The sequence below is a fragment of the Streptomyces sp. NPDC051909 genome (assembly GCF_040681095.1).
Lineage (GTDB): Bacteria > Actinomycetota > Actinomycetes > Streptomycetales > Streptomycetaceae > Streptomyces.
This window is the reverse complement of sequence record NZ_JBFAYA010000028.1, coordinates 1-21,775: the sequence shown is the minus strand read 5'-3', so window position 1 is coordinate 21,775 and position 21,775 is coordinate 1. Positions and strand designations below refer to the sequence as shown.

The 21,775-nt window shown below is 72.3% G+C and carries 19 protein-coding genes; 6 read left to right on the top strand and 13 right to left on the bottom strand.

Annotated elements, in window-relative coordinates; translation table 11 throughout:
- Window positions 1-9 precede the first annotated feature (9 nt).
- From AB0M18_RS31115 to AB0M18_RS31090, 6 genes are all read right to left on the bottom strand, one after another.
- Window positions 10-816 (bottom strand): acetylglutamate kinase, encoded by an 807-nt coding sequence (locus AB0M18_RS31115; protein WP_365763908.1) that lies wholly within the window; start codon window positions 814-816, stop codon window positions 10-12.
- Window positions 813-1,868, bottom strand: a complete 1,056-nt coding sequence (gene argC / locus AB0M18_RS31110) for an N-acetyl-gamma-glutamyl-phosphate reductase (protein ID WP_365763906.1) — start codon at window positions 1,866-1,868, stop codon at window positions 813-815. The genes AB0M18_RS31115 and argC overlap by 4 nt, the downstream gene beginning before the upstream one ends.
- Window positions 1,865-2,716 carry a RimK family alpha-L-glutamate ligase gene (locus AB0M18_RS31105; RefSeq protein WP_365763904.1) on the bottom strand — a complete coding sequence of 284 codons (852 nt, stop codon included), beginning with the start codon at window positions 2,714-2,716 and terminating at the stop codon, window positions 1,865-1,867. Before AB0M18_RS31105 ends, argC begins: the two co-directional genes overlap by 4 nt.
- Before the next feature lies 1 nt (window position 2,717).
- Window positions 2,718-2,906: a lysine biosynthesis protein LysW gene (locus tag AB0M18_RS31100; protein ID WP_365763902.1), complete on the bottom strand. Its 189-nt coding sequence runs from the start codon at window positions 2,904-2,906 to the stop codon at window positions 2,718-2,720.
- Between the two features lie 97 nt (window positions 2,907-3,003).
- Window positions 3,004-4,155 (bottom strand): LeuA family protein, encoded by a 1,152-nt coding sequence (locus AB0M18_RS31095; RefSeq protein ID WP_365763900.1) that lies wholly within the window; start codon window positions 4,153-4,155, stop codon window positions 3,004-3,006.
- A 219-nt stretch (window positions 4,156-4,374) separates the two neighbouring features.
- Entirely contained in the window at window positions 4,375-5,079 is a 705-nt protein-coding gene (locus AB0M18_RS31090) for a response regulator transcription factor (RefSeq protein ID WP_365763898.1), read from the bottom strand.
- 216 nt (window positions 5,080-5,295) lie between these two features.
- Here AB0M18_RS31090 and AB0M18_RS31085 point away from each other — a divergent pair, with 216 nt between their 5' ends.
- The 3 genes from AB0M18_RS31085 (at window position 5,296) to AB0M18_RS31075 (ending at window position 10,994) form a co-directional block, all read left to right on the top strand.
- The gene (locus AB0M18_RS31085; protein WP_365763897.1) at window positions 5,296-5,967 is read left to right on the top strand and encodes a TetR/AcrR family transcriptional regulator; all 672 of its coding nucleotides are present in this window, start codon (window positions 5,296-5,298) and stop codon (window positions 5,965-5,967) included.
- Window positions 5,968-6,100: 133 nt separating this feature from the next.
- Window positions 6,101-10,171, top strand: coding sequence for a beta-ketoacyl synthase N-terminal-like domain-containing protein (locus AB0M18_RS31080; RefSeq protein ID WP_365763895.1), 4,071 nt, complete (start codon window positions 6,101-6,103; stop codon window positions 10,169-10,171).
- Between the two features lie 175 nt (window positions 10,172-10,346).
- Window positions 10,347-10,994, top strand: coding sequence for a TetR/AcrR family transcriptional regulator (locus tag AB0M18_RS31075; RefSeq protein ID WP_365763893.1), 648 nt, complete (start codon window positions 10,347-10,349; stop codon window positions 10,992-10,994).
- Window positions 10,995-11,038: 44 nt separating this feature from the next.
- Here the strand turns inward: AB0M18_RS31075 and AB0M18_RS31070 are convergent, their stop codons facing one another.
- The 7 genes from AB0M18_RS31070 to AB0M18_RS31040 form a co-directional block, all read right to left on the bottom strand.
- The gene (locus AB0M18_RS31070; protein ID WP_365763999.1) at window positions 11,039-11,311 is read right to left on the bottom strand and encodes a DUF1876 domain-containing protein; all 273 of its coding nucleotides are present in this window, start codon (window positions 11,309-11,311) and stop codon (window positions 11,039-11,041) included.
- Window positions 11,312-11,364: 53 nt separating this feature from the next.
- Window positions 11,365-12,366 (bottom strand): porphobilinogen synthase, encoded by a 1,002-nt coding sequence (gene hemB / locus AB0M18_RS31065; protein WP_365763891.1) that lies wholly within the window; start codon window positions 12,364-12,366, stop codon window positions 11,365-11,367.
- Between the two features lie 118 nt (window positions 12,367-12,484).
- Window positions 12,485-14,155, bottom strand: coding sequence for a uroporphyrinogen-III synthase (locus AB0M18_RS31060; protein ID WP_365763889.1), 1,671 nt, complete (start codon window positions 14,153-14,155; stop codon window positions 12,485-12,487).
- Window positions 14,152-15,138 carry a hydroxymethylbilane synthase gene (hemC, locus tag AB0M18_RS31055; RefSeq protein WP_365763887.1) on the bottom strand — a complete coding sequence of 329 codons (987 nt, stop codon included), beginning with the start codon at window positions 15,136-15,138 and terminating at the stop codon, window positions 14,152-14,154. The genes AB0M18_RS31060 and hemC overlap by 4 nt, the downstream gene beginning before the upstream one ends.
- The gene (locus AB0M18_RS31050; protein WP_365763886.1) at window positions 15,135-16,490 is read right to left on the bottom strand and encodes a glutamyl-tRNA reductase; all 1,356 of its coding nucleotides are present in this window, start codon (window positions 16,488-16,490) and stop codon (window positions 15,135-15,137) included. The genes hemC and AB0M18_RS31050 overlap by 4 nt, the downstream gene beginning before the upstream one ends.
- Complete coding sequence (locus AB0M18_RS31045; protein WP_365763885.1) at window positions 16,487-17,308, bottom strand: redox-sensing transcriptional repressor Rex; 822 nt, start codon at window positions 17,306-17,308, stop codon at window positions 16,487-16,489. Before AB0M18_RS31045 ends, AB0M18_RS31050 begins: the two co-directional genes overlap by 4 nt.
- Before the next feature lie 272 nt (window positions 17,309-17,580).
- Window positions 17,581-17,871, bottom strand: a complete 291-nt coding sequence (locus AB0M18_RS31040) for a glutaredoxin family protein (protein WP_365763883.1) — start codon at window positions 17,869-17,871, stop codon at window positions 17,581-17,583.
- Between the two features lie 108 nt (window positions 17,872-17,979).
- On the opposite strand from AB0M18_RS31040, the gene AB0M18_RS31035 reads away from it, so the two are divergent.
- The 3 genes from AB0M18_RS31035 to AB0M18_RS31025 all read left to right on the top strand — a co-directional run bounded on the left by AB0M18_RS31035 (window position 17,980) and on the right by AB0M18_RS31025 (window position 21,674).
- Window positions 17,980-18,936 carry an HAD-IB family hydrolase gene (locus tag AB0M18_RS31035; RefSeq protein WP_365763881.1) on the top strand — a complete coding sequence of 319 codons (957 nt, stop codon included), beginning with the start codon at window positions 17,980-17,982 and terminating at the stop codon, window positions 18,934-18,936.
- 478 nt (window positions 18,937-19,414) lie between these two features.
- The gene (locus AB0M18_RS31030; protein WP_365763880.1) at window positions 19,415-20,215 is read left to right on the top strand and encodes an ECF subfamily RNA polymerase sigma factor, BldN family; all 801 of its coding nucleotides are present in this window, start codon (window positions 19,415-19,417) and stop codon (window positions 20,213-20,215) included.
- A gap of 274 nt (window positions 20,216-20,489) precedes the next feature.
- Window positions 20,490-21,674 carry a DUF5667 domain-containing protein gene (locus tag AB0M18_RS31025; protein ID WP_365763879.1) on the top strand — a complete coding sequence of 395 codons (1,185 nt, stop codon included), beginning with the start codon at window positions 20,490-20,492 and terminating at the stop codon, window positions 21,672-21,674.
- Window positions 21,675-21,775: the final 101 nt, after the last annotated feature.

Sequence of the window (21,775 nt, the reverse complement as noted above, 5' to 3'; positions counted from 1 at the left end):
GCTCGCTCCTCAGGTTCGCGTGATGACGGTGCCGGTACGGGCCGCGAGCAGGTCCGTGGTGGCCGCGCTGCCGATGACGACGCGCTCCACGCCCCGCTCCAGGGCCTCGCCGGCGGCCCGTAGCTTCTTGCGCATGCCGCCGGTGGCGCCCTTGTCGCGGAACGCGGCCGCCGCCTCGGCGCTGATCTCGCGCACCGGCCGGTCGTCGATCAGCAGATGGGCGACATCGGTGACCAGGACCAGGTCGGTGGCGCCGGCGGCGCCGGCGATGGCGGCGGCGGCCCGGTCGGCGTCGGTGTTGACCTCCTGGCCCGCCGCGTTGCTCGCGAGCGGCGTGACGAGGTAGGCGTGACCGGCCTGGAGGTTCTTCAGCGGCGCCGGGTCGACGCCGGTGATCGGGCCGACCAGGTTCTCCAGTTCGACCAGCTTCTTGTCGCGCCACCACCAGCGTTCGCCCTCGCCGGCCCGGACCAGGCCGTCGCTGCCGAGCAGCCGCTCCGCGGTGATCCCGCGGTCGGCGAGCCGGGCGAAGACGTCCTCGGCCATGGCCGCGCTGACGGTCTTGATGTCGGCGATGACCTCGGGCGTGGTCCAGCGGCTCTGGTTGCCGTAGCGGTCGCGGAGGATCGCCGACGGGTCGGTGTAGCGGGCCGGGTTCAGCTTCTTGAGCGGCTTGGACCAGCCGTGTACGAGGATCAGCGGGTGCTCCCGGCCGTGCGCGGCCAGGTCGTCCCACCAGCTGCCGTCGAGGTCGTCCAGGCAGCTGCCGCCCAGCTTGACGACGGTCGGCGTCCGCTCTCCGGGTGTGCCGGTCATGCGGGCATCACCGGCTGCATGGTCAGCCCCGTCTCCTCGGGCAGCCCGAAGCGGATGTTCGCGGCCTGGACGGCCTGGCCGGCCGCGCCCTTGATGAGGTTGTCGAGGGCGGCGAGGACGACGATGCGGTCGCCCTCCTCGTCCTTCAGGACGGTCACGTCGCAGAAGTTGGAGCCCAGGACGGCCTGCGGGTCGGGCACCGGGATCAGCGTCTCGTCGTTGCGGCGCACCCGGACGAAACGCTCGCCCTTGTAGAAGCGGGTGTACGCCCGCTGGAGCTCGCGCTGGTCGATCTGCTCGTCGGTGAACACGTACGAGCTGGTGAGCAGCCCGCGCACGTGCGAGACGCCGTAGGCGGACATCGTCAGCGAGTCGATGGAGCCCTTCTTGGCCCGCTCCAGGAAGTCGCCGACCTCGGCGGCGTGCCGGTGCCCGGTGGGGGCGTACGGGGCGATGGCGCCGCTGCGGAAGGGGTGCAGGTCCGAGGTGCGCAGCTGGAGGCCGCCGCCGCTGGAGCCGCTCTTGCCGTCGACCACGACGGTCTTCAGGCCGAGCCCGAGGCCGAGGGTGAGCGGCGCCAGGCTCAGGGTGAGCGCGGTGGCGTAGCAGCCCGGCATGGAGATCAGCGAGGCGTCCTTGAGCTGGTCCCGGACGAGCTCGGGCACGCCGTACACGAAGCGGTCGGCGAGGTCGGCGCGCCGGTCGACCTTGGGGTACCAGCGGTCGTGGCGCTCGGGGGTGGCGATGCGGAAGGCGCCGCTGAGGTCGACGAGCGCCGGGACCTTGTCGACGAGCTGCTCGGCCAGGCGGTTCGAGACGGGGGCCGGGGTGGCCATGAAGAGGACGTCGACCTGGTCGGCGACCTCCTCGGTGACGGGTTGCACGGTCAGCCCGAGGTCGATGCGCAGGTTGGCGTGCAGTTCGGCCGGGCGCCGGCCGATGTTGGAGGAACCGCCGAGGAAGGTCAGTTCCATGTCGGGGTGCTGGGTGATCAGTCTGATCAGATCGCCGCCGGCGAGCCCGGAGGCTCCGACGACTCCTGCCCGGATCATGCGAGTAGCTCCTGCACGTACGAGACGATGGCGGAGGGGATGTCCGCCGCGGTGGTGGAGGCCACGCCCCGGAAGGCGGGGGCGTGGTTGACCTCGTTGACGACGAGGCCGTCCTCGGTGCGGAACAGGTCGATGCCGTAGATGCCCGGGCCGAGTTCGGCGACCACGGCGTCCACGATCTTCACGACGTCGGGGTCGTGCGCGATGGCGGTGCTGCTGTTGCCGAGGGCCGCGTTGCTGCGCCAGTCGGTGCCGGCGCTGGCGAACTCGGCGGCGGCGACGATCTCGCTGCCCGCGACCAGGCAGCGCACGGAGCTGCCGCCGGCGAGGAACGGCTCGACCAGGCAGGCCTGTTCGAAGGCGTGCCCGAGGTCCTCGACGTAGTCGTAGACGGAGTGGGCGGTGTCGGTGTGGCGGATCAGGGTGACCCGCTTGCCCATGCCGCCGAAGATCGGCTTGAGGACGACGGGGACGCCCAGTTGGTCGAGGGCCTTCTCGAAGTCCTTGCGGGACAGCACGAGCCGGAAGTCCGGGACCGGGATGCTCGCGGCCCGCAGGACCGCGCGCAGGACGGCCTTGTTCTCGCAGGCGTTGATGGCCCGGGCGGAGTTGAGGACCGGGATCCCGGCCTCCTCGGCGAGGGTGGCGACCAGTCCGCCGCGGGTGTAGCTGCGGCTGCGGACCAGGAGCGCGTCGTACGCGTTCACGGACGGGGCGTCGGCGCCGCCGAGGCACAGGGACTCGTCGTTGACCCAGTCGACCTGCAGTCCGAGGCCGGGGCCGAGTTCGATCAGCTTGCGTTCCTCCCAGCTGATCCGGTCGGCGACGACCGCGACCTTCTTGGTCATCTCACTGGCCCCAGTCGCGGAGGGTGACCTCGACCATCTCGAGGCTGAGCACGCCGTCCCGGACGTCCTCGACGCGCAGGGTGAGCATGCACTCGGGGCAGGCGAGGGTCTCGCCGGTGACCATCGGCGGCACGGTCAGGTCGGTCTCGCACTCGGGGCAGACGCCGGTCACGGTGGTGGCGGTGGACATGAGTGAACTCCAGTGGGTCGTCATGGGTGATGCGGTACGTGTGTGTGTGGGGGGGTGCGGTGCGCGTGGGGGCGGTGGTGCGGGCGGTACGAGGGGGTCAGGCGGCCTGGAAGTCGACGGCGGCCTTGCGGATCGCGTCCCGGTCCATGACCGGTCCGCCCTCGCGCTCCTGACGCTCGATCAGCCAGGGGGTGAAGATCTCGGCGTCGACGAAGACGCCGGACTCGGCGAGCGCCCACTTCACGAGGGCGGGGGTGAGCCGGGTGCGGACGCGCACCTCGCGGGAGTTGCCCACGAGCTCGGCCGGCAGCGTCTCGTACGCCTCGGGGTGGGTGAGCTGGCCCGGGAGCTCGTACGCGAAGGCGTGCGGCGTGGTCGGGCCGGACTGGAACGCCTCGCCGAGGCCGGCGCCCTCGAGGGCGATCCGGGACAGCTCGGTGAGGTGGCTCAGGTCGAACCGGGTGTCGCCGTGGATCACGCGCAGCGAGGTCAGCAGTTCGGCGAGCGGGGCGTTGCCGCCGCGCTCCCCGATGCCGCCGACGGTCGCCGAGATCCACTGGGCGCCGGCGCGGACGGCGGCGAGGGAGTTGGCGACCGCCATCCCCAGCATGTTGTGCGAGTGGATCTCGATCTCGGAGCCGTCGATCGCGGTGAGGTCCGCGATCACGTCCTCCATCTGCCACGGCGAGAGGTACGCGACGGTCTCGGCGAGCCGGAAGCGGTCCGCCCCGGCCTCGAAGCCCGCGGTGACGTACGGGACGAGCCGCTCCGCGGGGGTGCGGGCACCGTCCTCGCCGCTGAAGGTGACGTGGAAGCCGCGGTCCTTGGCCTGCGAGATCGCGGACTTCGCAAGGGTGTTGAGGAACTTCGCGCTGGGCGAGCCGAGCTTGAGCCGGGCGTGCTGCTCGGAGGTGGGGATGGAGTACATGATGTGCTTCACGCCGAGCCGCTCGGCCTCGTCGAGGGCCTTGGCGACCTGGTGGCGGTCGCGTACGACCACGAGCGTCATGCTGCGCTCGGGGCCGACGGTCTCGTGGGTGGCGAGGACGAGGTCGGCGTCCTTCGAACCGGGCCCGGCCACCATGCCGACCTCGACCAGCTCGACGCCGGTCCTCACCAGCAGGTCCGCGATCGTCGCGGCGTCCTTGGGGCCGAATTCGACGCCCGCCATGTGCGCGCTGTCCCGCAGCGTCGCATCGGAAATGCGGGGCCTTATCGGGGGGTTTTCCTCGCGTCCTGTCTTCGACATTGCGTTTCCCTCCGTCGGTATCCGTGGAAATCCCGTCGAAGCGCGGTGCGCCTTTCCGAGCTGCGCCTGCCGCGCCGATGACCATCCTGTACGGCCCGCTCCTGGCCGGACAACGCTTCTTGTGTCGGAGCTTGTCAAGGAGTGTCAGCGAACGTCATCGGCCGTGAATACCGTGCAACCCCGGTGAATGAAGCCGCACATGGGAGCGTCTTTTCTTCGCTATCCGCGCCCCAGTCGATAGCCGACTCCGTGGACGGTGATGATCCATTTGTCGCCGAGTTTCGCCCGCAGATTGCTGACATGGGTGTCGATGGTGCGGCTGGAAGCCGCCCACGCGGTGTCCCACACGCGGGTCATCAGCTCCTTGCGCGACAGGACGGTCTTGGGGTCCGCGGCGAGGGTGTGCAGGAGGTCGAACTCCTTGGCGGTGAGCTCCACCGGCCGTCCGTCGAGGCGCACTTCGCGGGTGATGTTGTCGATGTGCAGCGGGCTGAGGGAGATGGTGTGCGAGGCCGGCGGCCGGGGATGGGCCCGGCGCAGTACGGCCTCGACGCGGGCGAGCATCTCGCGCGGCCCGCACGAGGCGACCACGCAGTCGTCCGCTCCGGCCTTCAGGGCCAGGACCCGGTCCAGTTCGGCGTCACGGGTGGCGATGGAGATGATCGGCTTGTCCCCGGCGCGGCGGATCAGCCGGCAGACCTCCAGGCCGTCGATGTCGGGTAAGTCGAGGTCGAGCAGCACCATGTCGGACCGCTGGTGCACCGCGAGCGCCTGCTCCCCGGTGCCGACGCTGCTCGCGGCGTATCCCTGCCGCTGCAGGTCGCGCACCCGCGCCTCGGCGGCGGCGGTGTCCCCCTCGACCACCAGGACGGAGACCGGCTGGGCCCCGACGGCCCCTTCGGTACGCGGTCTCTGAGGTGCCATCCAAGTCATTGCTCCCCCGTTCGTAGCCGGTGGGACGTGGGCACCACCCACTCCCGAGCCCGTGGCAGTGGCTTCCGCCGGGGCCTGTCCTACGAGGCCCGGATATAAACATACACTCAAGTCCATTTCTCGGCCAGAGTCCATGTTTACATGGGAGGATATCCCTGAACCTTCATCCATCCTTCATCCCCACCCGACGACGCACCTGGAGGTCCCGTGCGCCAGCCCTCGGACGACGGAGCACCCACTCCCCCGCGCCGGCGGCGGGTCAGAGAGCGCAACCAGGAGCGCGTCTACGTCGCGGCCCTGTCCCTCTTCAGCCGGCAGGGGTACGCGGACACCTCCGTCGCACAGATCGCGGAGCACGCGGGCATCGGGCGCGGCACCTTCTTCAACTACTTCCCGCGCAAGGACTGCCTGATCAGCGCCTGGTCCCAGGAGCGGATGCACAAGCTGACCTGCCGTCTGACGCCACACCTGGAGAGCGCGACGGACGCCGTGGAGGCGCTGCGCGCCTGCATGTCCACCCTCGGCGACCTCAACGAGGAGGAGCCGGAGCTGAGCGCCGCGATGGTGACGGCCTGGATCCAGTCGGGGCACCTGTTCGACGGGCGCTCCCGCCTGGGGTCGGTCTTCGCGCTGATCATCGAGGAGGGCCGGGCCCGGGGCGAGATCCGCAGCGCCGCCAGCTCCGAGCAGCTCGGCGAGGCCCTGCGCGACCTGTACTTCGGAGCCCTGCACCGCTGGGCGCATCCGGTCCCCGACGGCCGGCGCCGCCGGCTCCACGCCGAACTGCAGCTGTCCCTCAGCCTGTTGCTGCACGGCCTGACAGCGCCGGCCCCTCCCGAGCCACTCTCGGCATACGAACGAAATCATCTCGAATGCTGAGAATGCCGGAAATGCAGCCGAAGAACACTGGGTCAAAGTTGAGTCGGAGTGTAAGTTTGTATCCCGCTAGTCCAACTGCACTGCTGACGAACCCATCATCGGTCGTATCACGAGAAGGTTGGCACTCATTCCCATGGCGCTCTTAGCAAACCTCGCCTCCACCCCCACCCCCACCCCCGCCCTCACCCCCATCGCCGTCATCGGCCTCGGGTGCCGGTTCCCGGGTGCGGACGGGCCCGCCCGGTTCTGGGCCAATCTGCTGGCCCACACGGACTCGGTCACCCCGGTGCCCGCCGAGCGCTTCGACATCACCGCCGACTACGCGCCGCAGTCCGGCACCCTCGGCAAGACGGCCTCGCGCCACGGCGGCTTCATCGCCGACCCGTTCGCCTTCGACCACGCCTTCTTCGGCATCTCCCCCGCCGAGGCCAAGGCCGTCGACCCGCAGCAGCGGCTGCTCCTCCAGACCGCGTGGGAAGCCCTCGAACACGCCGGCATCCGCCCCTCCACGCTGGCCGGCACCCCCGCCGGCGTCTTCGTCGGGCAGGCCACCGCCGAATACGCGGAGGTCTCCGCCGGTCCCGGCGGCCCCAACATCCGCGACATGGCCGGCAGCCGGCTGCGCGCCGTGACGGCCGGCCGGCTCTCCTTCGCCCTCGACCTGCTCGGCCCCAGCGTCGTCCTGGACACCGCCTGCTCCTCCTCCCTGGTCGCGGTCCACAACGCCCGGCAGAGCCTGCTCACCGGCGAGTGCGACCTCGCCCTCGCCGCGGGCGTCAACCTCGTGCTCTCCAGCCACGACGCCATCGCCTACTCCCAGGGCGCGATGCTCTCCCCCGAGGGCCGCTGCCGCTTCGGCGCCGCCGACGCCGACGGCTTCGTCCGCAGCGACGGCGTCGGAGTGGTCGTCCTCAAGCGCCTCGCCGACGCCGAACGCGACGGCGACCCCGTCCTGGCCACCCTCCTCGGCAGCGCCGTCACCAACGACGGCCGCGGCAGCGGACTGCTGCTGCAGCCCGCGGTCAGCGGACAGGTCGCGATGCTCCGGGCGGCGTGCCGCGCCGCCGGCATCACCCCCGACCAGCTGGACTACGTCGAGTCCCACGGCACCGGCACCGCCGTCGGCGACGCCGTCGAACTGCGCGCCCTCGCCGAGGCGACCCGGCGCCCGGCCGAACGGCCGCTGCCCACCGGCTCGGTGAAGACCAACATCGGGCACACCGAGTCGGCCGCCGGGATCGCCGGACTGATCAAGGCCGTCCTGATCGCCCGGCACGGCGTCATCCCCGCCTCGCTGCACTGCTCCACGGAGAACCCGGTGATCGCCGACGAAGGACTCCACGTCCGCGTGGTCACCCGCAACACCGCACTGCCGAACGCCGACCGGACCGCCAGGATCGGCGTCAGCTCCTTCGGCATCTCCGGCACCAACGCGCACGTCGTGGTCGGCTCCTACCGTCCCGTCCCGGCCGCCACGCGCCCGACGACCGCCGTCCCGACCGCGGCGGGGGCTGCCGGGACGCCGACCAACGGTACGGAGGGCAACGGTACGGAGGCCGCCGGTACGGGCGCGGCCGGGACGAGCCCCGTCGGCGCGGCGGCCGACGGTACGGAGCAGCTGCTGGTCCTCAGCGCTCGCTCCGAGCGCTCGCTGGCCCGCCTCGCCCGGTCCTGGGCCGCCTACCTGGACGGACCCGGCGGCCGGCACCCGCTGCGCGAGCTGTGCGCCGCCGCGGCCCTGCGCCGGGACGCCCACCCGTACCGGCTCTGGGTCCGCGGCGACACCCACGCCGCCGTCGCCGCCCGGCTGCGCGCCCTGGCCTCCGCCGGGTCGACGACCGGCGGCGGCATCGCCGACGCCGGCTTCGGCGCACCCCGGCGCACCGCCTTCGTCTTCCCCGGCCAGGGCTCGCAGTGGCTCGGCATGGGACGCGGACTCCTCGACGCGTCACCGGCCTTCCGGGCCGCGCTGACCGAGTGCGACACCGCGATCCGGGCCGAACTCGGCTGGTCGCTCCTGGAGCTGCTCACCACGGCGACCGAGCTGCCCACCGACATCGACCTGGTCCAGCCCGCGCTCTGGGCCGTCGGGGTCGGCCTCGCCGCCGCACTGCGCGAGGCGGGCCTCGACCCGGACGTCTGCCTGGGCCACAGCATGGGCGAGATCGCCGCCTCCTGCGTGGCCGGAGCGCTGAGCCTGCGCGACGGCTGCGCGGTGATCTGCCGCCGCAGCCGGCTGATGCGCCGCCTGGCCGGCCTCGGCGCCATGCTCGCCGTCGAGCTCGGCGCCGACGCGGCACGCGAAGTCCTCGCCGAGCGGCCCGAGTTCGCCGGAGTGTGCGTCGCCGCCGAGAACTCCCCCTCGGCGACCGTCCTCGCCGGACCGCACGAGGCCCTGGCCGCCGTCACCGCGGCCCTGGAGGGGCGCGACGTGCTCTGCCGTACGGTCCGGGTCGAAGTCGCCTCGCACTCCCCCGACATGGATCTGATCAGCGACGAACTGGTCGCCGCGCTCGCCGACCTGGACCCGCGGCCGGCCACCGCCGGCCTCGTGTCCAGCGTCCTCGCCGCGCCGGTGCGCGGGGACGAACTCCTCCCCCGGTACTGGCAGGACAACCTGCGCAAGCCGGTCCGCTTCACCGAGGCGGTACGGCTCCTGTGCGCGGAGGAGACCCTCTTCCTGGAGGTCGGCCCGCACCCGGTGCTGACCGCGGCCGTCGACGAGACGCGCCGGTCCCTCTGCACGGAGGGCACGGAGGACGCGGCGAGCGCGGCGAGCGCGGACTGCGTGGCGCTCGCCACCCTGCGGCGCGACTGCGACGAGCCCGTCGCCCTCCTGGAGACCGTGGGCCGGGCCTTCGCCCACGGCGCCCGGGTGGACTGGACCCGCTGGTACGGGGCCGCGCCCGCGATGCCGGAGGACCTGCCGACGTACGCCTGGGACTGCGACGCGCTCCGGCACCCCGCCGCACCGGCCGGCACCGCCCCGGCCGGTCCCGCCCGTCCGGCGGGGCCGTACGTCCGCGAGGACGCCCTCGCCGACTGGGGCATCACCGGCTGGGACACCGGCGTGAGCGTGCGCGGCCTCAGACCGGTCCTGCCCTCGGTCTACCTGGCGGCGATGCTCGACACCGCCCGCGCTGCCACCGGCTGCGGGAGCGAGGGGCCGGCACTGACCGGTGTCCGCCTCGGCGAGCACCTCCTCACCCACGACGAACTGCCCACGGCCGTCCTGCGCGTGACCGTCGACGGCCCCGGCCCGGCCGGCCTGCGCCGGGTGCGCGCCGAAGCCCGGCGCACCCCGGACGCCCCGCCGGAGCTGTGCGCCGAGGCCACCCTGCGGCCGGCGGACGCCACCCCGGCCCAGCCGCACGACCGGCGCGCCCTGCTCGACCGCACGCTCGCCCGCCGGCTCGGCTACCGCCGCGCCGAGGACTTCCTCGCCGTGGCGGAGGACCTGGGCTTCGGCATCGACGAGGACCTGCGCGCCGTCCGGCACGTCTGGCGCCGGGGCGGCCAGGCGGTCGCCCGCCTGCGCCGTACGCCCGGAGCCGCGGCGGGCCCCGACGCCGCCTCCTGGGAGTCGGGCCTGCTCACCCTGCTCGCCGCCTACCGGCCCGGCACCGCGTACGTACCGACGGGCTTCGGCACCGTACGGGTGCACGCCGACCCGGGCGAGGAGTTCTGGGCCCTGTGCCGGGTCCGCCCGGCACAGGGCAAGGACCGGGCCCGCGGCGACGTGCTGCTCCTGGACCCCGACGGATGCGTGCTCGCCGAGTTCCTCGCCATCGAACTGCGGGCCCTGCCCTCCCACCGGCCCGGCCCCCTCGCGGCGCTCGGCGCCCGCCTGCTGCCGCGGCCCCGGGAGGCGTACGAGACGCGGGCCCAGGCCCCGCAGTCCCGGGCCCCCCTGGTGCGCATCCCGGCCCAGCGCACCCCGGAGCAGGCCACGGAGCCGACCGCCCGGACGCACCCGAACGGCGCGGTCACCGCGGCCGAGGCCCTGGTGCGGCGGGTCGCCGACCTCCTGGAGATCCCCGAGGACCGGCTCGACCACCGCCGGCCGCTGCGCGAGATGGGCCTGGACTCGCTGATGGCGACCCGGCTGCGCACCGAACTGCGCTCGGACTTCGGGCTCGACCTCACCGCGGGCCGCCTGCTCGGCCCGGAGAGCCTGCACCGGATCCTCGCGACGATCGGCTAGGGCCTGCCCGAGCTCCATCGGCCCGGACCGGCGGCACGGAGGCCGCCGGTCCGGTTCGGCGGCCGAATATGGCCCACGTATTAACTTTGACTTCGAGTCATAGTTAAACTTTGGTCCATCAACCAGGACCGAGGGGAGCGGGCCTGATCGGCTGACGAACAGATCGGAGTAGCGCGTGAGCCCGACAGAAGCGGCCACGAACCGCCAGGGCGCGGCCCCCCTGGGCCGGCGGGAACGCAACAAGCTCAGGGTCAAGGAGCGGCTGTACAGCTCCGCCATCACACTCTTCGCGGAGCAGGGCTACGACGAGACCTCCATCGACGAGATCGTGGAGCGCGCCGACGTCGCGCGCGGGACGTTCTTCAACTACTTCCAGCGCAAGGAGGACCTCCTCGGCGCCTGGGGCGAGAAGCGGCGCGACGCCCTCCTCGCCACCCTGGCCGCCGACGGCTGCGGCGCGGACTCGGCCGTCGGGCAGCTGCGCCACTGCATGACCACCCTCAGCCGGATCAACGAGGGACACCGGCAGGAGACCAACTCGCTCCTCATGGCCTGGGTCCGGGCCGGCCGCCCGCTCCTGGAGGACCCCTATCTCGCCGAGCTGTTCGCCCGGATCGCCGGGGACGGCATCCGCAGCGGCGAGTTCCACACCCGCTTCACCGCCGACCAGATCGGCCACGCGCTGCGCGACCTCTACCTGGGCGCGCTGTACCGCTGGTGCGGCCGCCCGGACGCGGCCCCGGACCAGCTCGCCCACGAGCTCATGGGCACCCTGGACCTGGTCCTGGACGGCGTCCAGGCCGCCCACGGCCCCCGCGACTGACGTACGTCAGAAGCCGAGGGCTCGGGAACGGCCCGGAAGCCCGGTCACCTGTTGATGGGGTGGGAGGTACGGCCCGACACCTCGTCGATCTCGGTGTGGGCCTTCTGCAAGAGCTGGGAGGCGAGGTCCATCAGCGCCCTCGCCCCGGCGATCTCCTCGCCGACCCGCAACTGCTCGGGGTCGGAGGGGTGCCGGTTCGCATTGCCGTGGGCGCGGAACTCGGTGCCGTCACCGAGCCGCACCATGCAGGCCGCACGCGTCCGGTCGCCCTCCTCCTGGAACTCCATCTCGACGTGCCAGCCGACGAGCGTGTTCATCGTCATGAGGACCACCTCCAGAGAGGTACCTGTCGGTACCTCTCCAGGGTGCATCAGATCCGGCGCCCCAGCTTCTGGGCGACCTCGGTGGCCCAGTAGGTGAGGATCATCTGCGCACCGGCCCGGCGGATGCCGGTCAGGGTCTCGAAGATCGCCTTGTCGCGGTCGATCCAGCCCTTCTCGGCGGCGGCCTCGACCATCGCGTACTCACCGCTGATCTGGTACGCGGCGACCGGCACGTCCACCGACTCGGCGACCTTGGCCAGGATGTCCAGGTACGGACCGGCCGGCTTGACCATGACCATGTCCGCGCCCTCCTCCAGATCGAGGGCGAGCTCCCGCAGGGACTCGCGCGCATTGGCGGGGTCCTGCTGGTACGTCTTGCGGTCGCCGGTCAGCGAGGAGCCCACGGCCTCCCGGAAGGGGCCGTAGAAGGCGGAGGAGTACTTCGCGGTGTACGCGAGGATCGACACGTCCTCCTTGCCGATGGTGTCCAGGGCGTCCCGGATCACCCCGACCTGGCCGTCCATCATCCCGGACGGCCCCACCACGTGCACGCCGGCGTCGGCCTGCACCTGGGCCATCTCGGCGTACCGCTCCAGGGTGGCGTCGTTGTCGACCCGCCCCTCCGCGTCGAGCACACCGCAGTGGCCGTGGTCCGTGTACTCGTCCAGACACAGGTCCGACATGATCACCAGGTCGTCGCCGACCTCGGCCCGCACGTCCCGGATCGCCACCTGCAGGATCCCGTCGGGGTCCGTCCCCGCCGTCCCCGCCGCGTCCTTCTTCGCGTCCTCGGGCACGCCGAACAGCATGATCCCGGACACCCCGGCCTCCACCGCCTCCACGGCGGCCTTCCGCAGCGTGTCCCGCGTGTGCTGCACGACGCCGGGCATGGCGGAGATCGGCACGGGCGCGCTGACGCCCTCCCGCACGAAGGCGGGCAGAATCAGATCGGCCGCGTGCAGCCGCGTCTCGGCCACCATCCGCCGCATGGCGGGCGTCGTCCGCAGCCGCCGCGGCCGCGTCCCGGGGAAGCTTCCGTACGCATTCATGCCTTTGAGGCTACGCCCGCCCAGACCGTGCACTTACCGACACCGTGTTGCCGGCTCCCGCGACGCGCGAGGGGCGCGGCCCCCGAAGGAACCGCGCCCCACGCGGACAAGCAGGCGGCTACGTCGTACGACGCCTCCGCGCCCCCGGCCGCCGCTCGCTCGGGCGCGTCACCGGGTCGCCCGCCTCCTGGGCCGCCGCGCGGCGGCGCAGGCCGAACTCGGCCAGCGCTTCCGCGAGCTTGTGGACGGACGGCTCCGGCGAGAGGACGTCGACCCGCAGGCCGTGCTCCTCCGCCGTCTTGGCGGTCGCCGGACCGATGCAGGCGATGACCGTGACGTTGTGCGGCTTGCCGGCGATGCCGACGAGGTTCCGCACGGTCGACGAGGACGTGAAGAGCACCGCGTCGAAGCCGCCGCCCTTGATCGCCTCACGGGTGTCGGCCGGCGGCGGCGAGGCGCGCACGGTCCGGTAGGCGGTGACGTCGTCGACCTCCCAGCCCAGCTCGATGAGGCCGGCGACCAGCGTCTCGGTCGCGATGTCGGCGCGCGGCAGGAAGACACGGTCGATCGGGTCGAAGACCGGGTCGTAGGGCGGCCAGTCCTCCAGGAGACCCGCCGCGGACTGCTCGCCGCTCGGCACCAGGTCCGGCTTCACACCGAAGTCGACCAGGGCGGCCGCGGTCTGCTCGCCCACCGCCGCGACCTTGATCCCGGCGAAGGCGCGGGCGTCGAGCCCGTACTCCTCGAACTTCTCCCGCACCGCCTTGACCGCGTTCACCGAGGTGAAGGCGATCCACTCGTAGCGGCCGGTGACGAGCCCCTTGACCGCCCGCTCCATCTGCTGCGGCGTGCGCGGCGGCTCGACGGCGATGGTCGGCACCTCGTGCGGCACCGCGCCGTACGAGCGCAGCTGGTCGGAGAGCGACGCGGCCTGCTCCTTGGTACGCGGCACGAGCACCCGCCAGCCGAAGAGCGGCTTGGACTCGAACCACGACAGCTGGTCCCGCTGCGCCGGGGCGCTGCGCTCGCCGACCACGGCTATCACCGGACGGTGGCCCTCGGGCGAGGGGAGCACCTTGCCCTGCTTGAAGACCTGGGCGATCGTCCCGAGGGTGGCCGTCCAGGTGCGCTGACGCGTGGTCGTACCCGCGATGGTGACGGTGAGCGGGGTGTCCGGCTTACGGCCAGCCGCCACCAGCTCACCGGCCGCCGCGGCGACCGAGTCCAACGACGTGGACACGACGACGGTGCCGTCGGAGGCGCCGACCTCGGCCCAGCACCGGTCGTCGGCGGTCCGCGCGTCGACGAAACGCACGTCCGTGCCCTGCGCGTCGCGCAGCGGCACACCGGCGTACGCGGGCACGCCGACCGCCGTGGCCACGCCGGGCACGACCTCGAAGGGGATGCCGGCGGAGGCGCAGGCGAGCATCTCCGCGCCCGCGTTGCCGTCGAGGCCGGGGTCGCCGGTCACCGCACGGACGACCCGCTTGCCGCCCCTCGCGGCCTCCATGACAAGATTGGTCGCATCCCTCAACACGGGGACACCGACGGTTGTTGACGCCTCGTCGACAACCGTCAGCTCAGGCGTGCTCACGCCCGCGCGCGCATGCCCGCGAACGACGTCGAGCACCTCCGGCTCGGCGATCAGGACGTCCGCGCCGGCCAGCGCTTCGACGGCCCGGAGCGTCAGCAGTCCCGGGTCGCCGGGTCCGGCGCCGAGGAAGGTGACGTGACCGTGGCCGGGGAAGGCGGCGGACGCGGGGCTGGTGGTCGGGGCGGTGGGGCTCAAAGTGCTCGCTCCCCCATAAGACCGGCCGCACCCTTGGCGAGCATCTCGTCCGCGAGTTCGCGTCCGAGCGCCACCGCCTCGTCGTGCGAGGTGGGTACGGGACCGGTGGTGGACAGCTGCACCAGCGTGGAGCCGTCGGTGGTGCCGACGACGCCGCGCAGGCGCATTTCGGTGACAGCCTGCTCGGGACCGGGGCCGTCTGCCAGCAGGTCGGCCAGCGCACCCACGGGTGCGGAGCAGCCGGCCTCCAGGGCGGCGAGCAGGGTTCGCTCGGCGGTCACGGCGGCCCGGGTGTACGGGTCGTCGAGCTCGGCGAGCGCGGCGACGAGGTCGGCGTTCGACGCCAGGCACTCGACGGCCAGTGCCCCCTGGCCGGGGGCGGGCAGGACCGCGTCGACCGACAGAGGGTCGACCGACAGGGAGCCGGTGAGCTCCTCGGTTCCGCCGATGCGGTTGAGTCCGGCCGCGGCGAGGACCACCGCGTCGAGCTCTCCCTTGCGCACATAGCCGACCCGGGTGTCGATGTTGCCGCGGATCGGTACGGTCTCGATGGTCAGGCCGTGGCTGCGCGCGTACGCGTTGAGCTGGGCCATCCGGCGCGGCGAGCCGGTGCCGACGCGGGCGCCGGCCGGCAGCGTGTCCAGGGTGACTCCCTCGCGGGCGACCAGGACGTCGCGCGGGTCCTCGCGCTTCGGGATCGCGGCCAGCGCCAGGTCGGGGTGCTGGGCGGTCGGCAGGTCCTTGAGGGAGTGCACGGCGAAGTCGACCTCGCCGGCGAGCAGCGCGTCGCGCAGCGCGGCGACGAACACACCCGTGCCGCCGATCTGCGCGAGGTGCTCGCGGGAGGTGTCTCCGTACGTCGTGATCTCCACGAGCTCGACGGTCCGGCCGGTCAGCTGCCGGACGGCGTCGGCCACATGTCCGGACTGGGCCATGGCGAGCTTGCTGCGCCTGGTCCCGAGCCTCAGTGCCTTCTCGGTCATACTCGCCCTCGGTTCTTGACGTCGCCGTCGTTTCGGTCGGCCCGGCTGACAGAGGCAACCGTCTCCGGGTCGAGGTCGAAGAGTGTCCGCAGTGCGTCCGCGTACCCGGCGCCGCCGGGTTCGCCGGCGAGCTGCTTCACGCGCACGGTGGGCGCGTGCAGGAGCTTGTCGACCACCCGGCGCACGGTCTGGGTGATCTCGGCGCGCTGCTTGTCGTCGAGGCCGGGCAGCCGGCCTTCCAGCCGCGCGACCTCGCCGGCGACCACTTCGGCGGCCATGGCGCGCAGGGCGACCACGGTCGGCGTGATGTGGGCGGCCCGCTGGGCGGCGCCGAAGGCGGCGACCTCGTCGGAGACGATGGTGCGCACCTGGTCGACGTCGTTGGCCATGGGCGCGTCGGCGGAGGCCTCGGCGAGCGATTCGATGTCGACGAGCCGGACACCGGGCATGCGGTGGGCGGCGGCGTCGATGTCGCGGGGCATCGCGAGGTCGAGCAGGTAGAGCGGGTTCTCGCGGCCGCACATGGCGGTCTCGACGGCCTCGCCGGTGAGGACGAGTCCGGTGGCGCCGGTGCAGGAGACGACGACGTCGGCACGGGTCAGTTCGTCGCCGACGGCAACCATCTCGACCGCGCGTGCGGCCACACCCGTACCACCGGGCTCGGTCAGGATCTCGACGAGGCGCTCGGCGCGGGCGGCGGTGCGGTTGGCGACGACGATCTCGGCGACACCGGCCCGGGCGAGGGTCGCGGCGGCGAGCGAGGACATGGATCCGGCGCCGATGACGAGGGCGCGCTTGCCCTTGGCCCAGGTGTCGACGTCGGGGCCCTGGGCGAGCTGCTCCAGGCCGAAGGTGACGAGCGACTGCCCGGCCCGGTCGATGCCGGTCTCGCTGTGGGCGCGCTTGCCGACCCGCAGCGCCTGCTGGAACAGGTCGTTCAGGAGGCGTCCGGCGGTGTGCAGGTCCTGGCCGAGCGCGAGGGCGTCCTTGATCTGGCCGAGGATCTGGCCCTCGCCGACGACCATCGAGTCCAGGCCGCAGGCCACCGAGAACAGGTGGTGGACGGCGCGGTCCTCGTAGTGCACATAGAGATAGGGGGTGAGCTCTTCGAGGCCGACGCCGCTGTGCTGGGCGAGCAGCGTGGACAGCTCGGCGACACCGGCGTGGAACTTGTCCACGTCGGCGTAGAGCTCGATGCGGTTGCAGGTGGCCAGGACGGCGCCCTCGCCGGCCGGCTCGGCGGCGAGGGTGTCGTGGAGCAGCTTGGTCCGGGCGTCGGCGGAGAGGGAGGCCCGCTCCAGGACGCTGACGGGGGCGCTGCGGTGGCTGAGGCCGACGACGAGGAGGCTCATGCGGGCATCACGGCGGGCATGTCCCCGTCAGGTCCCTTACGGCCGGAGTCCTGCGCGGTCCGGGCGGCGGGCGGCGCGGCGGCGCCGGCCGGCTCGGTCGCGGCCGGAGCCGCGGCTGCGGCCTCGGTGCCGGTGCCGGAGTCGGCGCCGGGCTCCTCGCCGGCCTTGCGCTGCTCGTGGAAGGCGAGGATCTGCAGCTCGATGGAGAGGTCGACCTTGCGCACGTCCACGCCGTCGGGCACGGAGAGCACGGTCGGCGCGAAGTTGAGGATCGAGGTGACACCGGCGGCCACGAGCCGGTCGCAGACCTGCTGGGCGACGCCGGCCGGGGTGGCGATGACGCCGATGGAGACGCCGTCCTCGCTGACGATCTTCTCCAGGTCGTCGCTGTGCTGCACCGGGATCCCGGCGACCGGCTTGCCGGTCATCGCGGGGTCGGCGTCGATCAGCGCGGCGACGCGGAAGCCGCGGGAGGCGAAACCGCCGTAGCCGGCGAGCGCGGCGCCGAGGTTACCGATACCGACGATCACGACCGGCCAGTCCTGGGTCAGGCCGAGTTCGCGGGAGATCTGGTAGACGAGGTACTCGACGTCGTAGCCGACACCGCGCGTCCCGTACGAGCCGAGGTAGCTGAAGTCCTTGCGCAGCTTCGCGGAGTTGACCCCGGCCGCGGACGCGAGCTCCTCGGAGGAGACCGTCGGCACGGAGCGCTCCGACAGTGCCGTGAGGGCACGCAGATACAGCGGGAGACGGGCGACGGTGGCCTCGGGAATTCCTCGGCTACGGGTCGCCGGTCGGTGAGTTCGGCCAGTTGCCACGGTGCTCCTGCGGGATGAGCGGGGCTGCAGGCGGCCGTGTGTCCCAGGACCGCCCCGTCGAATGCAGGCTATGTCTTTGTGAACGCGTGCACAAAGATGGTGTCCGTTTTGTCTGCCCAAAGTGACCGGGGTCACGCGGCCGGATCGCGACGGTACGGAACCGCGGACGGCGTCACTGCGTTGGAATCCCGAAGGGGGCAAAACCGCACACTCTCCTTACGACGCTGCCCCCGAAACCCAACAAAACGTCCATGATGGTAGCCCCCTTTCGGTCAACCACCCAGTTCGCGCCGGAGCCGCCCGGCGTCCACCCGCCAGAAGGTGTGCTGCTCACCGTCGACCAGCACGACCGGAATCTGCTCCCAGTACGCGGCGTACAGCGCCTCGTCCCGGAGGATGTCCTTCTCCTCCCAGAGTGCACCCGTCTCGGCACACACGGTCTCGATCACCGCGCGGGCGTCGTCGCACAGATGACACCCCGGCTTGCCGATCAGCGTCACCGTGCGCGGACCGCTCTCCCGCGGACCGCTCTTCTTCTTCGTCCGTCCGAACATGCCGTCCATTCTGCGCGCCGGAACCGGGCGCGTCGGTAACAAGGGAGTCCCCCACTGTTCACACCACGGCATTCCCACAAGTCGGGAAGTACCGAACAGACTGGCTATGCTCCTGACATGGCCGCTCCTGGATGGCTCACCCCCCGTAGGCGCTCCGCCACCGCGCGCAGCGTCCTGGCAGGCGAGGCCGCCGCGGAGGCGGCCCGCAAGACCTCGGCCCAGCTCGAACGGGAGCGGGAGGAGGCCGCGGCCGCCGCGGCGGCCGAAGCCGAGCCCGCGGAGCCGGAGTTCCCCGTCGTCGGCGACACCGAGGCCGCCGCCTTCTTCGATCTCGACAACACCGTGATGCAGGGCGCCGCGATCTTCCACTTCGGCCGCGGCCTGTACAAGCGGAAGTTCTTCCAGCGCCGCGAACTCGCCCGGTTCGCCTGGGCGCAGGTCTGGTTCCGGCTCGCCGGCGTCGAGGACCCCGAGCACATGCAGGAGGCCCGCGACAGCGCGCTGTCGATCGTGAAGGGCCACCGCGTCTCCGAACTGATGTCGATCGGCGAGGAGATCTACGACGAGTACATGGCCGACCGCATCTGGCCCGGCACCCGCGCGCTCGCCCAGGCGCACCTGGACGCCGGCCAGAAGGTCTGGCTGGTGACCGCCGCCCCGGTCGAGACCGCCACGATCATCGCCCGCCGCCTCGGCCTGACCGGCGCGCTCGGCACCGTCGCCGAGTCCGTCGACGGCGTCTACACCGGCAAGCTGGTCGGCGAACTCCTGCACGGCCCCGCCAAGGCCGAGGCCGTACGCGCGCTCGCCGCCGCCGAGGGCCTGGACCTGGCACGCTGCGCCGCGTACAGCGACTCGCACAACGACATCCCGATGCTCTCCCTCGTCGGGCATCCGTACGCGGTCAACCCGGACACCAAGCTGCGGCGGCACGCCAGGGACCGCGACTGGCGGCTGCGGGACTACCGGACCGGCCGCAAGGCGGCCAAGGTCGGCATCCCGGCCGCGGCCGGCGTGGGCGCCCTCGCGGGCGGCACCGCCGCCGCGCTCGCCCTGCACCGCCGTCGCCGCTGAGTCCGCGCCCCAGGGGGCTGCGACGCCGGGGCCTGCGAGGCCCGGGCCGGCGCGACGCGCCGCAGGCGGATTTACCGATCATGCCGATATGTTTCGGCCGCGATCGATCACGACAACCAGGGACCGGCGGTGCTCACCCGTCCGTGGTCGAACACCCCCGTACACGTGGCCCGTCGGGCCATCCGGGCTCCCTACCCGGCCCAGGCCCCGGCCACTCTCCCCTAGCGCACTTGAGCACAAGCGCACCCCTGGTTGATCGCACTCGAAAGAGAACCGATCAGCAACCGGTCATCAAGTGCGAGTGATCACGACCACAAGCAGTAACGGATCAGACTGAACCGGTGATTTGAGCAACTGGGTGTAGCACTGCCTGTACTAAGCGTTATTCTCCTCAGACGCATACCGGAACCCACTCATCGCCACGACGAGTGAACGGTCCCGCACTGCACGTGATGGAAGCTCTGCCTCTGGGAGTCCCGTGTACCCACACGTCGGGGTTGACGCCTCGGGCCTGGCTACGCTGCGCGCAACGGTCCTCGACCACTTGCGCGGCTTCGTCCCCACCGCGTACGCCGCCCCCGCACCCGCATTCGGCGGACCCGCCTTCGCCGGGGGGCCGGCACCCGCCGGGCCCTGCTATGCCCTGGCCGAGAGCGGCGCCGCCGTCGGCAGACGCGGCACCCGCGGCGGCGCCGGCACGTCGACCGCCCGCAGGCCCACCGCCGACAGCGACAGCGCCCGGATGATGGACCTGGTCGAGCGCGCCCAGGCGGGCGAGGCCGACGCCTTCGGCCGGCTCTACGACCAGTACAGCGACACCGTCTACCGCTACATCTACTACCGCGTGGGCGGGAAGGCGACGGCGGAGGACCTCACCAGCGAGACCTTCCTGCGCGCCCTGCGCCGGATCTCCACCTTCACCTGGCAGGGCCGCGACTTCGGCGCCTGGCTGGTCACCATCGCCCGCAACCTGGTCGCCGACCACTTCAAGTCCAGCCGCTTCCGCCTCGAGGTCACCACCGGCGAGATGCTCGACGCCAACGAGGTGGAGCGCAGCCCCGAGGACTCCGTCCTCGAGTCGCTGTCCAACGCCGCCCTCCTCGACGCCGTCCGCCGGCTCAACCCCCAGCAGCAGGAGTGCGTGACGCTCCGCTTCCTCCAGGGCCTGTCGGTCGCCGAGACCGCCCGGGTCATGGGGAAGAACGAGGGCGCTATCAAGACCCTCCAGTACCGGGCCGTGCGCACACTGGCCCGCCTCCTCCCGGACGACGCCCGCTGAGCGCTCCGCGCCCCCCACACGCGCAGCCCGTCCCCTCCCCCCACGTCCCCTTCCTCCCCGCTCCATACACAGTCGGTGACGCCTCGATGACGCACTGGTCCGATCATCTTTCGCGCGTAACCCAAGTGCCGCGCCGCTCGTTGTGCGAAATGCAGGCTCCCTGTGGTCACGCCATGTCCACTTCCACTCACTCTTTCGTGTGGATGCGCTCAAGGTGTGCAACCTTCCGAACCCCTCGGGGAGTCGACCGTCATGACGAGAGGAGGTGCCGCCAGTGATCGCGAACGTTTCGGCGCACCGGCGGGCGAACGCCTTCGCCCAGGCCCTGGAGCATCGGACGTCCGAGGGCGCGGCGGCCGAGCCACCCGAGGCATCGGCCGAACCGGCCGAGCAGGGACGGCTGTTGGCCCTGGCGAACGGACTCGGCGAGCTGCCGAAGCCGGAGATGGACCCCGAGGTCAAGGTGGTGCAGCGAGCCCAGCTCGTGGCCGCCATGGAGGCGATGCTCAAGGAGGGGGGTGCCGGAGCGGGCCCTACCGTGCCGGAGCAGCGGACCTCCCACGGCAAGGGAGCACACCGGCTCCGCAAACTACGGCCCCGCTCCCGCTGGACCAAGGGCCTCGCCGCCGGCGGCCTCACGGTCGGTGTGGCGGCCGGGGCGTTCAGCGGCGTCGCCGCCGCCAGCTCCGACGCCCTCCCCGGTGACTCGCTCTACGGGCTCAAGCGGGGCATGGAGGACATCAAGCTCGGGATGGCGGACGACGACGCCGACCGGGGCGGGATCTATCTCGACCAGGCGTCCACGCGCCTGAGCGAGGCCCGCAGACTCATGGAGCGCGGCCGGGCCGGCGACCTCGACCACGAGTCCCTCGGCGAGATCCGCCGGGTCCTCGACGGCATGAAGCACGACGCCTCCGAGGGCCACCGCCTGCTCCGCCAGGCCTACGAGCGGGACGGCGAGATCGGGCCCATGGCCCGGCTGAACTCCTTCGCCCAGGCCCACCGCGCCACCTGGGACGGGCTGCGCGACCGCCTCCCGGTCCAGCTCACCGACGTGGGCAACGAGGTGAACGACGTCTTCGTCGCCATAGACGAGGAGATCGAGCCGCTCCAGTCCGTGCTGCCGCGCACCCCCGAGCGCGGTTCCATCGGTTCCGGCGACCCGAGCGCGCCGCGAAGCACCCCGTCGGCCACCACCCAGCGCCCGCACACCACGTCCACCACCCCGTCCCACAGCGGCGACGCGACCCAGCCCCAGCCGTCCGGCACGGGCACGGGCGCGCCGAAGGACGGCGGGCTCCTCGGCGGCACGGGCGATCTGCTCAACCCTCCGCAGACGGGCACCAGCACCGCCCCGTCCGGCGAGGAGTCGACCCCGTCGGTCCCGGACGTCACGATCCCGCCGATCCTCCCGGGCCTGCTGCCGGGCCTCGGCATCGACAGCAGCGACGCGAACTGACGCGGTACGGGGCCGGCAAGCTGGTGTCGTCGGCGGAGGAACACGTGGAGCTGCTCGACCTGATGATCGCCGGCGACCGGCAGGCCGCCGAGGAGTGCATG

Coding starts and splice junctions, on each gene's coding strand:
- AB0M18_RS31115 (WP_365763908.1), bottom strand. CDS start 816: ATGACCGGCACACCCGGAGAGCGGACGCCGACCGTCGTCAAGCTGGGC.
- argC (WP_365763906.1), bottom strand. CDS start 1,868: ATGATCCGGGCAGGAGTCGTCGGAGCCTCCGGGCTCGCCGGCGGCGAT.
- AB0M18_RS31105 (WP_365763904.1), bottom strand. CDS start 2,716: ATGACCAAGAAGGTCGCGGTCGTCGCCGACCGGATCAGCTGGGAGGAA.
- AB0M18_RS31100 (WP_365763902.1), bottom strand. CDS start 2,906: ATGTCCACCGCCACCACCGTGACCGGCGTCTGCCCCGAGTGCGAGACC.
- AB0M18_RS31095 (WP_365763900.1), bottom strand. CDS start 4,155: ATGTCGAAGACAGGACGCGAGGAAAACCCCCCGATAAGGCCCCGCATT.
- AB0M18_RS31090 (WP_365763898.1), bottom strand. CDS start 5,079: ATGGCACCTCAGAGACCGCGTACCGAAGGGGCCGTCGGGGCCCAGCCG.
- AB0M18_RS31080 (WP_365763895.1), top strand. CDS start 6,101: ATGGCGCTCTTAGCAAACCTCGCCTCCACCCCCACCCCCACCCCCGCC.
- AB0M18_RS31070 (WP_365763999.1), bottom strand. CDS start 11,311: ATGAACACGCTCGTCGGCTGGCACGTCGAGATGGAGTTCCAGGAGGAG.
- hemB (WP_365763891.1), bottom strand. CDS start 12,366: ATGAATGCGTACGGAAGCTTCCCCGGGACGCGGCCGCGGCGGCTGCGG.
- hemC (WP_365763887.1), bottom strand. CDS start 15,138: ATGACCGAGAAGGCACTGAGGCTCGGGACCAGGCGCAGCAAGCTCGCC.
- AB0M18_RS31050 (WP_365763886.1), bottom strand. CDS start 16,490: ATGAGCCTCCTCGTCGTCGGCCTCAGCCACCGCAGCGCCCCCGTCAGC.
- AB0M18_RS31040 (WP_365763883.1), bottom strand. CDS start 17,871: ATGGACGGCATGTTCGGACGGACGAAGAAGAAGAGCGGTCCGCGGGAG.
- AB0M18_RS31035 (WP_365763881.1), top strand. CDS start 17,980: ATGGCCGCTCCTGGATGGCTCACCCCCCGTAGGCGCTCCGCCACCGCG.